This window comes from Pelorhabdus sp. sgz311001, from assembly GCF_055901755.1.
This window is the reverse complement of record NZ_JBVXUT010000001.1, coordinates 831,747-846,335: the sequence shown is the minus strand read 5'-3', so window position 1 is coordinate 846,335 and position 14,589 is coordinate 831,747. Positions and strand designations below refer to the sequence as shown.

Below are 14,589 nucleotides of genomic sequence, written 5' to 3'. Positions count from 1 at the left end.
TCCTATTCCGACAACAAAGAGTTTACCTCGCTGATAGCAATCGTGACCTTCTGATATTTTGTTTTGGGTAAGAGTAGCTTGTGACTCTTCCCCCCAAGTATTGCTGCTGCTTCGCATACATTTCCCACTCCTATTTGTTCTTTTACAAAATCTGATTCTGTTAACTTATATTGATTGACACAAGCCTGCAATGTTTTACTATTATAGTATTTCACTGGCAAAGCTAGTTGCTGCGAGGCTGATAAGAGGCCGATTTCATCCTTTTTGATATCAACGGTAGCCAAAGCAGCAATACTTTTCATACTGCGGCCAATCTTTTTACAAGATTGGGTCAGCGCTTCGTAAATCATAGCGCTTGACGTCCCGCGACGACAGCCGATTCCGACAAAAAGAGTTGCCGGTCTGAGATATACATGAGGCTTTGTCATATACAGATCTTTATCAGTAATCACTACAGCACTGTCGTAACTATCGGTATCGCCAAGACGATCCATCGTTTCAAGATTTACGCCCATTTCTTCAGCAAGACGATGATACGTAGCCGCCTCTGGCAATTGCCCATCTAAACAAAATAACACACGGTCTTCATTCACAATGGATGCATTCAAAACTTTTAATTGATCAAAAGGCTCTATGGCCAAATTCAGTTTGACAGCCAAAGTATCAGCTGCTACTTTTTGCGCTGTATCTGATGCGGTCGTAATAACAGGAACGGCATCAATCGCTTTAGCCACTGTTAGCGTAAGTTCATTGGCCCCGCCTAAATGACCGCTGAGTAAACTAATGGCGTGTTTTCCCATATCATCAAGCACTACCACAGCGGGGTCAAACCGCTTATCGGTAATGTGAGGCGCAATTACCCTTACTACTATACCTGTAGCCATAATGAAAATGAGCCCATCGTAAACAGCAAAGATTTCATCGATAACTGTACTGACTTTTTCATATGTATGGTGTAAGCGATTCGTTGTTCTCCCTTGTTTTGCATAAACAGTGACATCCAGTTTAAGCGACTGCGCTAACTGATCAGCAAGGTTCGCCCCCTTGCTGGTAACTGCAATAATTGCCAGTCTCATCGGCTATCCCTGTACATATGAGCAAAGTTAGGCGAATAGAGACAAGACAAATCATAGTCACTGTTAAGTACTTTTCCCACAACAATCATCGCTGTTCGATCAATTTTTTCTTTAGCCGCAATTTCGGCAATAGTTGTAAGCGTCCCACGGATAATTTTTTGTTCCGGCCAAGAGGCTTTTTGCACAATTGCTACCGGCGTTTTGGCATCATAACCGCCATCGATAAGCTCTTGCGCTACATGGTCCAGCATGTGAACACTAAGAAAGATACACATTGTTGCTTCATGGGAAGCTAGTAAAGCAAGCTTTTCTTTGGGCGGTACTGGAGTTCTGCCTTCTAAACGCGTAATAATAACAGTTTGCGACACATTCGGCAGAGTATACTCTTGTCGCAAAGCAGCCGCAGTAGCTAAGAAAGAGCTTACACCAGGAATTACGGAAAATTCAATATTTTTCTCTTTCAGACGATCCATTTGTTCTTGTATCGCGCCATAAATAGCTGGATCGCCAGTGTGCAGGCGTACAACCATTTTCTCTTGCGCCACGGCCGCTTCCATCACAGCAATCACTTCGTCAAGTGTCATTGTAGCACTATTATAAATTTCAGCTTCCTTTTTAGTCATATTCAGCAATGCCGGATTGACAAGCGAACCGGCGTAAATTACAACATCGGCCTGGCTTAACAGTTTTTGTCCCTTTACAGTAATAAGCTCCGGATCTCCCGGGCCAGCTCCAACAATATATACTAACACTTATAATCCTCCCTGTTTCACAAGTATGAGTGAAAGATAATCAATTTTTTTACCTACTAAAGACTGCAAATCTCGTGTGACAAGCTGCTCTGGATAACCAAGTTTGCTAATATATACTGCTTTATCAAGCAAATTCAATTTATCAAGCATGGCAACAATCGCATCATAGCGGCCAGCCACTTTCATTAGAACTACATTGGACGCTAATTGAAAAATATTTTCTAATTCTGTCGGATCATCGAGCGCTGGAATAATCAGAAGCCTTTCATTGCTCTCAGCTAAAGGAATATTCACATGAGCAGCGCTAGCGGCAAATGAAGTAATCCCAGGAACGCTTTCAATCGTAACAGTTGGCTCCAATTCCATAATCTTCTTCATCAAATAGGTATAAGTGCTAAACAACATGGCATCCCCAATGGTAATAAAGGCTACATCTTTGCCTTGACGCAACAAAGCACAAATTTGTTGTGCGCCTTGTTGCCAATGAGTCTCTAGCACCTCAGGATCACGCGTCATCGGCAAAGAAATTTCTGCCACAGTTTTGCCTGCAATATAGTTTTTAGCAATCGTCAGCGCCGCATTGATTGTGCCGCCAGAAGCAGGCACACAAACAACATCAACTTGTTTTATTAATTCAACCGCTCTGACTGTTAGTAAATCGGCGGGACCAGGTCCCACACCGATACCATAAAATGAACCTAACATTTGACGCCACCTTTCAATTTTTTCCAGCAAGTAAGCACAAAAATTGGATTGAGGGCATCAAACATATGGTAAGAACCCACTTTTTTCAGCCGATTTACCTGCATTTGAAAACATTCCGCTTCATAATTTCTTTGTGATAACAAGGAAAGAGCATTGGTGACGGTTTCCAGCGTAATTGCTGTAAGAACAAGCCGTCCCGTTTCTTTCAATAATAAGTCACAATTTTCTAGGATCGCCGGTAAACTGCCGCCACTCCCACCGATAAGAATCGTATCGGCTTGCGGCAAATTATCGAGCGCCTTTGGCGCTGCACCGCAAATTGCCGTCAAATTTTCCACTTTAAATTTTTTACTGTTGGCTTCAATCAGCGCTATACCTTCGGGCTCTCGCTCTATCGCATAAACATGACCTTGCGGCGCCATAAGTGCTGCTTCAACGCTTAATGACCCGGTTCCAGCACCAATATCGATCACCATAGCGTCTGTAGCAATTTTTGCCTTACACAGCACGAGAGCTCGCACTTCCGCTTTAGTCATTGGAATATTGCCTCGTATAAATTCACCATCAGAAATTCCTGGGGAATGTATCATCCTGTCACCACCATTACGGAATGAGAAAATCCAGCTACTTTTACAACTTCTTGTAAAGTGGAACTTACTATTTTCTCTTCTTGATAAGAAAGAGCTTCACACAAATAGACTTTTGCTTCCAACGGCCAGCCTCCAGCAATAAGTTCTGCGGCAATCCAACTGGGACAATGAACTGGGTCTGTTAAAAAAGCGATTTTCTTGCATTGATTAAACATAAAAACATCACGTTTCGCTTCTCGCCCATGCAAGCTCACTAGCGTTGCATCCTGCCATACCGAAGCGATACGAGAAAAAGCCATTTGAAAAGAACTAATACCTGGGATCACTTCTAGCTTCGCCTGAGGCAAAAACCGTTGTACTGCAGGCAAAAGACTATAACAGCCGGGATCTCCCGACACTAAAATAACAACATCATCTTGTTGTAAATATTGTTCAATTAAAGTCATCAATGCAGGAATTTCTTTATCAATCGGTAAAGTGATTTGCCCTGGTTCACTAAGTGCAGCAAGGGCCCGACGGCTTCCTGCTAATATTTTTGCAGCTTTTATCTTTTTTTGGGCAATTGGCAATATATAATCAGGTGAGCCTGGCCCGATCCCAACTATAACTATTTTATGATCCATCCCATTTTTCCCCCGATACATTTCGCACCAGCATCTGCTGCTAAAAATTCACCTTTTAAAGTAATAAGAACAGTTCCTACTTTTAGTTCATTAAAGACATACCGCTCTGCCCGCAAACTCGCTCTTGCAGCAATGACTTCATAGACCTTTTCTAATTGATAATTTTCTAAAACCGTCATCGCTGCTTCTGCCGTTGTACAATCTAAAATTTCGGTAACAGCCGCTTGTGGCGCACCTAATGCAGCGGAATAAGCGGCAATCGTTTCCAGCCGTCCATCGGCCATCCGGTTATGTGTATGAAAAATGCCAGCAGCAACTTTAGCTAATTTGCCTAAATGTCCTACTAACAGTACTTCTTTAAGACCATTTTGCGCCGCATTTTCCAGCATATGTCCAATAAAGTTGCTTGTTTGAACAATGAATTCAAGGGGAATATGCAATTTTTCTACTGCTGCATCCTGGCCAATTCGACCAGGAACAAACACAACAGCTTCATGTCCCAAAGCTTTTACAACACTAATCTGAGGCGTCAAGGAATTTTTAAAGGCTTCTTCACTCATCGGCTTTACAATGCCGCTTGTACCAATTATCGAAATGCCACCTTCAATGCCCAGCATAGGATTTAACGTTTTTTTTGCAAGAACTTCACCTTGTGGAACTGAAATGGTGACAATAGCACCTGTTTGAGGCGGCAGAAGCTCCGATAGAACTAACTCAATCATTTTGCGCGGACCTGGGTTCACGGCAGGTTCCCCTACTGACACAGACAAGCCCGGTTTAGTAACAGTGCCAACTCCCTTACCAGCTCGTATCATAATGCCTGGCTGGTTAGTGAGTTCTACCGTGACTTCAATTTCCGTTCCGTGAGTAATATCAGGATCATCGCCACCATCTTTGATTACATAAGCCCTGCCACCGTTCTCTAGCTTCTCAGCTTTAGCAATCGGTACAGTAATTGGATATTTCTGCGGTGATAAAACCTCTACTTTAGTAACAAATTGATTCCTTGCGGCTAAAACTGCAGCCTTCGTCGCAGCAGCAGCGCAAGAACCTGTCGTATACCCTTCTTTCATTTTTTGACTTGCTAACAAAAGGAAATCCCCCCTTTGATTTTGGCAAAGGGGGGTAAAAGAGACAGAGCTGTTCGCAATTACCCACCTCCCCATCTCTCGTAGGTCATAACGGCGTGTGTCAGAACAGGCAGGTCTCCTGACTCTGGCTCATCGCGCTACTTAGCCTTCCCGAATTTCTCCAGTGGCATTGATAAGAGCGCTCACCATTACAGTGGCGGGACCGCGCCGGCTTTTCACCGGTCTTCCCAATTAAGCAAAAGCACCTATTCCCTTGATTATCAATTTATATTTTGTATATTCCATTATTTTAGCAAAATTCCTGCTTTAAAACGTGTAAAAAGAATATTCAGTTTTTAAAGTATGACAAAAGCACTAAAATTCCCTTATTATCATAAAATTTCATTTTTTTCTTGTTTTTCATGGTATAATATAGAATGAATAGATATTTGCTTATTTTATAAAGAGAAAGGTCGTTTGATGCTGTGTATTCTCCTGAAAATCCTTTAAAAGTCCGTCTAGCAAAAACTCTCTGGTTTAACACGTACCGCGCCCAAGTTACTACGCCGGAAGGTGAATATTTGGCCGCTCTTCGTCTAATTCCAACGATTCCACTTGACCGCAATGAAATTCCGGAAAATGCGCCGGAAGTAAAATCCTCTATCGTCGTCTTAGTGGAAGACGCTTTAGTAACAGATGAACATTTAGTAGAATTTGAAGCTGCTCTTGCTGATGAATTGCAGCAAGAATTAGTAAAAGTAAAATTCAAACCAGAAAATTGCCAATTCTTCTATCCCAGCCCGCCTCATATGTTGGCAGAAGAATCAGCCTTACCTCAGTAAAGGGAAAGAGAAAACAATCCTTGCCTTTCAACTTAATTGGTTCCGCAAATTACGACAAGGAGTGATTATTATGTATAATGCGGTAAGACATGAATGCGGCGGCAATGCTCATCTTGTCGGCAATAAAATGCAGCAAGGCTGGAATCAGTTTTGTTGTGACCGCTGCGGAGCTGTCTTCTTCCGTTGGATGACGGAAAAAATGGTAACTAAAAATGATGCAAGTTCCTAACAAGAACACTTTCCATTATTGCCGGTAAAAAAGAATGTTTCCATCATGTTTTTGTATTTTTTGGAAGTCGGTCGCCTCTGGTAAAGAGGTAAACCCGGCTTCTTCTTTTTCTTTCATAAGAATATACTTACCCTTTTCTTCAGAACGCTGTAAAAAGGTTTGCAGCATTTCCGTCGGCATCGTATACTTTCCAGCCCAAACATTTTTACCATTAACAGGTTCCTCTTTTAAGATAAGTCGTGGTAAAAGAACATTACCATAATATACTGCTGAGGTTTGATACTCACCATAAATTGCCCCAGTAGCATCACCAGGAAGATCGGAAACAATGCTTTTGGCGGAGCGATGATTTGCTAGAGGAATTAAATTATTCGGAATAAGAAATAATATGGAAACAATCGTTGTAAGACAGACTGCGCCAATGAGCATAGTCTGTTTTTTTTGCAGCTGCATAAAGACAAGAATCAGTACCATTAGTGTACAAGCGGTTGCTGTTACGATTTTATGAAGAGCAATCGGAATAAAATAGGCGCTCGCACCAAAAATAGCTAGCATGAAACAAGCTGGCCCGCTTAGCCACAACCAATTTGCTGCTGCCACTGACGCTGTATAGAGTTTTTCCAGATAAACTGAAATAAGCACAGCCGCTGGAAAAATTGCCGGAAATACGTAAGTGAGATACTTTGTAGCCATAAATGAGTAAAAAACAATAAAACCAAAAAACCATACAAGCAAAAACACTTCCCGTTCTCCAGCTTGCTTTATTGCTCGCCATAAAGCAGGAAATAACAAACCACTCCAAGGCAGAAGACTCAGCGGTACTAGAATTAGATAGTAATAAAAAACATTATCCTTGGGATGTTCAGAAACAGTAGCGCGCATATAATTATGAAGCCCTAAAAAGGTATCAACAAATTCCGGACCGTGCACTGTATACATCGCGTAATACCACGGACCAGCTATCAGTGCCATTAGACAAAAACCTTGTAATAAATATAGTTTTTTAAAATAATTGATATTTCGCAACAAAGCTATAAATAAAAGAGCAATCAAGCCAGGCAAAACAATGCCCACAGGGCCCTTTGTCAAAACTGCAAAGGCAGCTGCACCATAAGCCAATACGTAACAACTGCGTCCTCGGCCCTGAAATGCCAGATAGAGCCAGCCTAATGAGAGGCTCGTAAAGAAAAACATGACCCCATCAGTCAAAATCAATTTACTAATCATCCAAAATTCCAACGAAGTAGCCAACACAAGACTACCCCAGAGAGCTTGTCTTGTGCTACCGTAAAGCAGAGTGATAAATCGAAATAAAAGAACTACACTAGCAGCACCAAATAATGCGGCAGGCAGTCTCGCCGCAAAATCGTTGATACCAAATAAAGAAAAAGAACCGGCAATGAGCCAATAAATCAAAATAGGCTTATCATACCAAAATTGACCGTAAATTTGCGGCGATAGCCAGTTTCCTGATAAAACCATTTCTTTGGCGGTAAGCGCATAATTGGACTCGACAGGATCTGTAACTGGTATAATTTGATTGAATGCAAGATAAAAGAAAAAAGCAAGAAAAAATAGGCTGTAACTCATATAACGGGCCCGCAAAAGGCATCTCTCCTACTATTGTTTAATCAAAATCATTTTATCTTGTTCTTGCCACAACAGCTGCAAACTCTGTTTTGTCTTCTCGTTTAAGACAGTATAGTCTTGATAGCGAACTACAAAATAAGTTCCTCGAACAGCTTCGTCAATTACCGTACTACTGACCGACTTCCGTTTATCATCTAGTTCCTGTCCGTATAAATGAGTATAATAGGCAAAACCTGGACGTAAAAATTTAGCTACATAGATAGGCGCCTGCCCATCGTAGATATTTTTAAAATTTTCTGCCGCCGATTTCATACTTAAACTACTAGCAACTGGTCCAACTAAAAAGACAACAAGAACCGCGCTAAATAATGCAAAGGGAATAGCCTGACTAAAAATCATCATTAACACACTACGTTTCAGGTAAGCTGCCCACAATCCGCCTACAGCGAAAACAAATAACACGATGCTGACGATTGTCCCAGTCTGCAGTTCATTTTGTCTTTGCATTGCAAAAACCAAACCAACACCAAGAAGTCCCAGCAATACAGTTGCTACGATAGGCCAACTAATAAAAGATAGCTTCTGCCGCCGCTCATAAAGCCGATTTAGATACCAACCGATCACTAACGCAAGCGGTGGATACATGGGAAGAATATAGGAAACAAGTTTTGTCTGAGATATGGAAAAAAAGATAAGAATGAAAAAGCCCCAAATATTTAAGAACTGTAAATAACTAAAGGTTTGCCCATAACTTGTCAAAGAGTTTTTCACAGCCTGAACAAGCACTGCCGTCCAAGGTAAAAAACCGATCAGCATAACGGGAATATAATAATACCAAAGCACTCCCTCAGGATGTTCTGGCGACGTAAAGCGCGTCACATTATGATATCCAAAAAAAGTATCAATGAACGGAGACCCATGCGTATAAGCCATGAACCCATACCACGGCGCCGCAACAAGCAAATAGATTAAACAGCCCCGTAGAATTTGCATTTGTTTTAAAATAGCCCAGCGCCGTCCGGCTAATAAATAAAGAAAGATTATCGTTCCGGGAAAGACAAGACCAATCGGACCTTTCGCCAAAGTAGCTAGGCCGGCAAAAAGATAAAGCAGCCAGTAGCGTTTCAGCAAAAAGCCTAACAATGACGCCGTAAGACAAAACAATAGCGTCATATCAGTTACAGCCGCTTTTGATAAGTAAAAAAATTCAACCATTGTCGTCAACACTAACGCGCTCAATAAACCAGTTCGTTCATCAAATAGCTTCCTGCCTGCCTGATAGATCAAAATCACTGTTGCAACAGCTAACAGAGCCGACGGAAAACGCGCAGCGAATTCATTGATTCCGAACAATTTGAAGCTAAAAGCTACCAGCCAATAGAACAGCGGCGGTTTATCATACCAAAAATCGCCGTAAATCCTAGGTGATAGCCAATCATTAAATAGCAACATTTCCCGCGGCGTTTCACCGTAAACAGGCTCATCGGGATCTAGCAGCGGCAGTTGACCTAACTGAAAGAACGCAGTAAACAAACTAATCGCAATAATAAACCATAAGGCAGGCGTAATTCGGTTAAATTTCATTTCTTGTTAGCTTCCTTTCCCACACAGGAATTTATACGTCTTAGCTAATCCTTCCGGTAAAGTTGTTTTCGCTTTCCAGCCTAAATTACTTGTGATCGCTTGATTTTCTAGAAAGGAACGAAAGATATCGCCTTCACGCGGTGGTTCATAAGTGGTACTCATTTTTTTAGCACTAACAGTCTCAATACAATGTAGCAGCTCATTGACTGTTATTTCGGTTTTTGTGCTCACATTATAAACCTGATTGTCTTTATCAGTCTGCAAAGCAAGCAAAATTGCTTCAGCCACATCACCGGCATAAACAAAATCGCGCGTTTGTTCTCCAGTGCCAAAAATCGTAACAGGTTCATCTTGGAAGCACTTACGCGAAAAAATACTGACAACACCGCCTTCACCGCCATCGCCCTGGCGTTCGCCATACACATTAGCAAAACGCAGCACCACATAAGAAAGGCCGAACTGCGCCTGATACAACGCTAAATATTTTTCAATCGTTAATTTACTCAGTCCATAAAAAGAAGTCGGAACTGTCGGCGCAACTTCTTTCACTGGTACCTCCGCCACATCACCGTAGACAGCAGCAGTCGAGGCAAACACGACGCGCTTTACGCCATAAGTACGACAAGCTTCTAGCAAACGAACAGATCCTTGAATATTTACATCGGCATCAAATAAAGGCGATTCAATCGATGCCGGCACGCCTGTCTGCGCTGCTAAATGAACTACTGCATCAAATTTTTCCGTTGCCAACACCGTAGACATCATTTCGTGACGAATATCGCCGACAACAAGCTTCACTTTTGCTGGCACATGTTCCTTTCGTCCCGTACTTAAATTATCATAAATTACTACAGTATGACCAGCAGCAAGCAGTTTTCGCGAAAGATGCGAGCCTATAAATCCGGCCCCACCTGTAACTAAGACTTTCATAAATCGAACCCCTTCCTTTATTCGAATCTCTGAACTTTTATTTGATTTCGCGTGTTAAAAAGTTCTGACCAAACACGCGGATGGTAAAATACATACCAATCGAAAACGGCAGATATTCTGAAAAAATCCGCCATACAACAGCAAGTATGCCCACAGTTCCGGCAGGCAAATCACTGGCAAAAAGCAACACAAACGTTCCTTCCGCAATGCCAGAGCCGCCTGGTGTAGGCGCAAAATATAATAAAAGATTTAAAAAAATCATTTTTCCTAATACATGAACGAGGTCGACAGAAATTCCCATTCCCCAAAACAAGGCAGGCACCATACTATAAAGAGCTAACAGGCTAAAGGCGGATTCTACAAAAACTCGAATCATGGACAACGGTGCCGCTGCCAACAACAAAACACCGCCTCGCACATCTTTATATAAATTAAAGGCATTACGGCGAAGATGGTGGCGCGCATTCTTAAACAATGGGCTCATTAGGTAAACCAACAGGTTAGTTCGAATCAACCAAATACCAAGACCCATACAAAGTAATAACCCAATAGAAATCCCCAACAGTAAATTTGGTGATAACCAAGGTAATTTATCGCTTTCAATTAAAAAAATAAAGGGCATACAAACAAGCATAAAAAAAATCGACAGTAAGGTTCGGACAATCACTAAAACCGTCGCTTTGCCAATCGGCACTCCCGCTTTACGCAAAAACATCACTTGAGCAAAAGCGCCCCCAGCAGCGCCTGGTGTGAGTAGCGCTAAAAAGTAATTGCTGAAAATCACCTGAACCGCCTGTATCAGTGAAATAGATTCGCCGGAAATGCGCACAAGATGCATAAGCCTCGTACCATCAAAAAACATCCCCACTGACCAGACAAATAAGACAAGTAGAATTGTCCAAGGCTTAAATACGTCAAAATGCTTTAAAGTGTGAATATCAACAGTAAAATAAATGACGGTTCCCGATATGCCGGCAACAAGTAAAATCAATAAAATAAGCCGTTGGTACAACTTATTCATACAACAACTCCTTAAACGAAATCAATTCAATATTATTTTTAGCCAAAAGAAGGCGATTCTCTTCCTGCAACACCGCAGCCAATTCATCCTGCCAATGGTAACGCCAAGGATAGTTGTTACTTAACTTCTGATTCTCTTTGCCGGGATGAATCATAATTTCTGAAGTTCCTTCCGGCAAGGATTTCAAAATTTCCAAAAAATATTCTGGCAACAAACTGCCACCGGCCAGCATGCCAAAAAAATGATCAGGTTGACTAAGACCCGCTTTTGCATAGGCATAACGAGACTGCTTTGCTAGCAGTGATAAGGCACCGCGACCTAAAAAACGCCCTAAAGAACAAGGATATTTACCAAAAAAGAAATACGATTCTGACGGAATTCTCACTGCCTTAATTTCATATTCTTGCGCTAAACGAATCACAATGTCAACAATACCAGGCACAACATGCATATGTTGATGACTATCAATATGAGTAATAGATAGTCCGGAGGCCATTGCTTTTTCTACCTGCGCTCGTAATTCTATTTCAATTTCTTTGCGTCGTATTTTACCAGTGAAATATTTCTGTAAAAAAGAACCATAATCTGCTGCAAAACAATTGTTTTCGGCTACTAATGAAGGAATTTCTTCAGGCTGACACAGTGGCTTTTCACCACCAACAAGAGTTAAATGAATACCGATTCCTAAATCAGGAATTTCTTTGGCCAAAGCGACGGCTTCTGTAAAAGCCGCGCCGCCCGGCATCAAGGAAGTACTCGTAATACAACCCGCTTTGTGGCCCTCTACAATCCCTGCATTGACAAGGGGATGCAAACCAAAATCATCGGCATTGACAATCAGCCGTTTTTGCTCTTTTCTCATGGTTATTATACGCTCCAACTTTATCATGTATCTATGTTATCATGTCAGTAGCCGCTTGGCAATTTTTTATAGCCTATGACTACATAAGGAAAGAGAGCTTAATGCTCTCCCTCTTTTTCCACCTCTATTTGTGTTACTTCCTCAACATGTGCGGCATAGGCGCTATGATTATGAATTGACTCATAGTTTTCGCACTCTACTTCAAACCATTCGATTTCTGGCAGCGTGCGTAGTGCAAGAACTAAGTCACGCAAAACATCCTCAACAAACTTTGGATTTTCGTAGGCCTTTTCCGTGACAAACTTTTCATCTTCCCGCTTTAAGAGAGGATAAACTTGACTGCTCCCCTGCGCTTCCATCAAAGCAGCCAAGTCTTCGATCCACGTAAAATATCCCTGCCGTTGACGAATCTTTACTTGCATCAGTCCGCGTTGATTATGAGCGCCATAGCGAGAAATCTCCTTGCTACAAGGACATAAGGAGGTAAACGGAACAGAAAGCTCCATGGTAAAAGCCATCTCTTGGCCATGTTCAAGTCGTCCACAAAAAGTGCAGTCATAATCAAGCAAACTTTCAAGAGCGCTTACCGGCGCCTTCTTTTTTACGAAATATTTGAATCGGATTAAAAGTTCCGCACTTTTGGCTTGCAATTTTTCCAAAGTATCCAATAAGATATCATTCATTTCACGCTTGGAGATGGGCTTTTGACTCCATTCGCTTAAAATTTCAATAAAGCGACTCATATGAGTCCCCTTAAACTGCTCTGGCAAACTTACGGTAAGAGTAATTTGCGCCAGAACACTTTGAAATGAACCATCTTTGGCCTGAATTAAAAACGGCAGATGAACCGAACTCACGCCGACGCGCTGAATTGCAATTCCTCTTGTATCTGTCAGATTTTGTACATCTTTCAAAAATGGGCACCCCTCTTTTTATAAGGTATCGGATCATTCATCCCGGCTTCGGCAAAACCTTTTAACCGTAAGAGACAGCTATCACATTCCCCACAAGCTTCTGCTTCACCATTATAACAGCTTGTAGTCAAGGCAAGTGGGGCCTTATTTTTTGTTCCTAATACTACAATTTCTTTTTTGCTTAGAAACTGCAACGGCGTAAGCACTTGGATCTTTTTCCCTGTGGTTGTCGCCTTGGTAGCAAAGTTAGCCAACTCTTGAAATTTAGCAATAAACTCGGGCCGACAATCAGGATAACCGGAATAATCCATGGCATTGACGCCAATATAGACAGCTTCGGCGTCCAAAACTTCGGCATAACCGACAGCATAGCTCAAAAAAATAAGATTACGGGCCGGAACATACGTGACCGGAATATCGTCTCTCGTTACATCACCCTTCGGTACAGCAATTGACGGATCTGTCAAAGCACTGCCACCAATATCTTGCATATTCGTATCAACAATAAGATGTTTTTTTACTTGATAAAACGCACTGACTTGCTGCGCACAATCTAGCTCTCTGCTATGTCTTTGACCATAACGAAAACTAAGCGGATATATTTCATAACCAGCAGCGGCAGCTACTGACATGCAGACAGTAGAATCAAGGCCGCCTGATAATAAGACAACTGCTTTCAATCTTTACACTCCCTATTTATGCATTAATTTAACAATACTCAAATCTTTACGTCTTTCCAGATCAATAAACTCGCCCTTATCAGTACGGACAACAGGTCGGGCTGCCATAAACTGACCTAAATAAATAACCTCGGCTTGCTGGCCATTGTTTAACACCACAATGTTACCTAAAAAGCAATCGCGTACATTATTTAGAAAGACCGTACAAATTTCCACATCTAACTTCTGATACATATCATTAATAAGGGCCTCAATCACAGTAAAAGGCGCTACTTTTTCCCGATAAGAACGATTCGAGGTCATAGCATCATAAATATCAGCAATTGCTACAATACGTCCAAAAAGATGTATCGCATCCTTCTTCGCATGAAGCGGATAGCCGCTACCATCCATTCGTTCATGATGCTGTAATATACCACAAACAGCATTAGCTGACAAGGCTTTTTCTTGTCTTACAATCTGATAACCGAAATAAGCATGCTGTTGCACAAGAGCCATTTCTTCTGGAGTAAGCTGACTTGGTTTATCAAGAATCTCTGACGGAATCTGGCTTTTCCCCACATCATGAAGCAAACCAGATACAATTAGATCGAATAACTCTGTTTTCGAAAGTTCTAACCATTTCCCTAATAACCCCGTAATAATAGCCACATTCACCGAATGATGATAAGTATAATCTGAGAGATGATGTTCTTGCTGCAAATGATTAATAACACCAACAGCATTTATCATATAAGAAATTGGCCCTTTGACCAAAGAAAAAATTTCCTGTAAAGGAAGCGGTTCCTTCTGGCGCAGTTGCTGAAAAATGACACGGACTCTTTCTACTGTATCATGGTAAGGATCGGAAAATTCCTTAGGCGTCTGCATACTATTTTGCCATTCCGTTGCAACAGGATCCGCCTGGGTAGAAACGGTAGGTGCTGTTTCTGCCTCTGCAACTACAACACTCATAACATTCCACTCCTGCATCCTCTGCAGTAAGGCTTCTGTAAGAACAGTTCCTTTTTCCAACAATACCTTGCCCATTTCATTCAATACTACATCAGCTAATCTCATCCCTGGTTCAACTTTATCAATAGTGAGCCTTTTCGTTCCTGCCATAGCGCAACCTCCTGAAA

16 protein-coding genes and 1 riboswitch are annotated in these 14,589 nt (G+C 41.7%); of the genes, 2 read left to right on the top strand and 14 right to left on the bottom strand.

Going from position 1 to position 14,589, the window contains the following annotated elements; genetic code table 11:
- Positions 1 to 2: 2 nt before the first annotated feature.
- Genes AC0MXB_RS04385 through cbiD form a run of 6 tightly spaced genes read right to left on the bottom strand, consistent with a single transcriptional unit; the run spans position 3 to position 4,819 of the window.
- Entirely contained in the window at positions 3 to 1,076 is a 1,074-nt protein-coding gene (locus AC0MXB_RS04385) for a cobalt-precorrin 5A hydrolase (protein WP_474038393.1), read from the bottom strand.
- Positions 1,073 to 1,828, bottom strand: coding sequence for a precorrin-4 C(11)-methyltransferase (gene cobM / locus AC0MXB_RS04380; protein ID WP_474038392.1), 756 nt, complete (start codon positions 1,826 to 1,828; stop codon positions 1,073 to 1,075). Before cobM ends, AC0MXB_RS04385 begins: the two co-directional genes overlap by 4 nt.
- Entirely contained in the window at positions 1,829 to 2,533 is a 705-nt protein-coding gene (gene cobI, locus AC0MXB_RS04375; RefSeq protein ID WP_474038391.1) for a precorrin-2 C(20)-methyltransferase, read from the bottom strand.
- Positions 2,527 to 3,123 (bottom strand): precorrin-6Y C5,15-methyltransferase (decarboxylating) subunit CbiT, encoded by a 597-nt coding sequence (gene cbiT / locus AC0MXB_RS04370; RefSeq protein WP_474038390.1) that lies wholly within the window; start codon positions 3,121 to 3,123, stop codon positions 2,527 to 2,529. Before cbiT ends, cobI begins: the two co-directional genes overlap by 7 nt.
- Positions 3,120 to 3,746 carry a precorrin-6y C5,15-methyltransferase (decarboxylating) subunit CbiE gene (gene cbiE / locus AC0MXB_RS04365; protein WP_474038389.1) on the bottom strand — a complete coding sequence of 209 codons (627 nt, stop codon included), beginning with the start codon at positions 3,744 to 3,746 and terminating at the stop codon, positions 3,120 to 3,122. Before cbiE ends, cbiT begins: the two co-directional genes overlap by 4 nt.
- A complete protein-coding gene (gene cbiD / locus AC0MXB_RS04360) occupies positions 3,731 to 4,819 on the bottom strand; it encodes a cobalt-precorrin-5B (C(1))-methyltransferase CbiD (protein ID WP_474038735.1) in 1,089 nt (362 codons plus the stop codon). Before cbiD ends, cbiE begins: the two co-directional genes overlap by 16 nt.
- A 109-nt stretch (positions 4,820 to 4,928) precedes the next feature.
- A riboswitch (cobalamin riboswitch) is annotated at positions 4,929 to 5,101 on the bottom strand.
- A 200-nt stretch (positions 5,102 to 5,301) separates the two neighbouring features.
- Between cbiD and AC0MXB_RS04355 the strand changes: the two genes are divergently transcribed.
- Both AC0MXB_RS04355 and AC0MXB_RS04350 read left to right on the top strand, forming a co-directional pair.
- On the top strand, positions 5,302 to 5,658 hold the full coding sequence (locus AC0MXB_RS04355) for a hypothetical protein (RefSeq protein WP_474038388.1): 357 nt from the start codon (positions 5,302 to 5,304) through the stop codon (positions 5,656 to 5,658).
- A 70-nt stretch (positions 5,659 to 5,728) separates the two neighbouring features.
- Positions 5,729 to 5,887, top strand: coding sequence for a hypothetical protein (locus AC0MXB_RS04350; RefSeq protein ID WP_474038387.1), 159 nt, complete (start codon positions 5,729 to 5,731; stop codon positions 5,885 to 5,887).
- Between the two features lie 15 nt (positions 5,888 to 5,902).
- Here the strand turns inward: AC0MXB_RS04350 and AC0MXB_RS04345 are convergent, their stop codons facing one another.
- The 8 genes from AC0MXB_RS04345 to AC0MXB_RS04310 all read right to left on the bottom strand — a co-directional run bounded on the left by AC0MXB_RS04345 (position 5,903) and on the right by AC0MXB_RS04310 (position 14,572).
- The gene (locus tag AC0MXB_RS04345; RefSeq protein ID WP_474038386.1) at positions 5,903 to 7,492 is read right to left on the bottom strand and encodes an ArnT family glycosyltransferase; all 1,590 of its coding nucleotides are present in this window, start codon (positions 7,490 to 7,492) and stop codon (positions 5,903 to 5,905) included.
- Between the two features lie 15 nt (positions 7,493 to 7,507).
- Positions 7,508 to 9,061 (bottom strand): ArnT family glycosyltransferase, encoded by a 1,554-nt coding sequence (locus AC0MXB_RS04340; protein ID WP_474038385.1) that lies wholly within the window; start codon positions 9,059 to 9,061, stop codon positions 7,508 to 7,510.
- Between the two features lie 6 nt (positions 9,062 to 9,067).
- Entirely contained in the window at positions 9,068 to 9,991 is a 924-nt protein-coding gene (locus tag AC0MXB_RS04335) for an NAD-dependent epimerase/dehydratase family protein (RefSeq protein ID WP_474038384.1), read from the bottom strand.
- 37 nt (positions 9,992 to 10,028) lie between these two features.
- Positions 10,029 to 11,012, bottom strand: coding sequence for a lysylphosphatidylglycerol synthase transmembrane domain-containing protein (locus AC0MXB_RS04330; RefSeq protein WP_474038383.1), 984 nt, complete (start codon positions 11,010 to 11,012; stop codon positions 10,029 to 10,031).
- A complete protein-coding gene (locus AC0MXB_RS04325; RefSeq protein WP_474038382.1) occupies positions 11,005 to 11,874 on the bottom strand; it encodes a ChbG/HpnK family deacetylase in 870 nt (289 codons plus the stop codon). Before AC0MXB_RS04325 ends, AC0MXB_RS04330 begins: the two co-directional genes overlap by 8 nt.
- Before the next feature lie 98 nt (positions 11,875 to 11,972).
- Positions 11,973 to 12,788 (bottom strand): GTP cyclohydrolase FolE2, encoded by an 816-nt coding sequence (gene folE2, locus AC0MXB_RS04320; protein ID WP_474038381.1) that lies wholly within the window; start codon positions 12,786 to 12,788, stop codon positions 11,973 to 11,975.
- Positions 12,785 to 13,468: a 7-cyano-7-deazaguanine synthase QueC gene (gene queC / locus AC0MXB_RS04315; protein ID WP_474038380.1), complete on the bottom strand. Its 684-nt coding sequence runs from the start codon at positions 13,466 to 13,468 to the stop codon at positions 12,785 to 12,787. Before queC ends, folE2 begins: the two co-directional genes overlap by 4 nt.
- A gap of 12 nt (positions 13,469 to 13,480) precedes the next feature.
- The gene (locus AC0MXB_RS04310) at positions 13,481 to 14,572 is read right to left on the bottom strand and encodes an HD-GYP domain-containing protein (protein WP_474038379.1); all 1,092 of its coding nucleotides are present in this window, start codon (positions 14,570 to 14,572) and stop codon (positions 13,481 to 13,483) included.
- Positions 14,573 to 14,589: the final 17 nt, after the last annotated feature.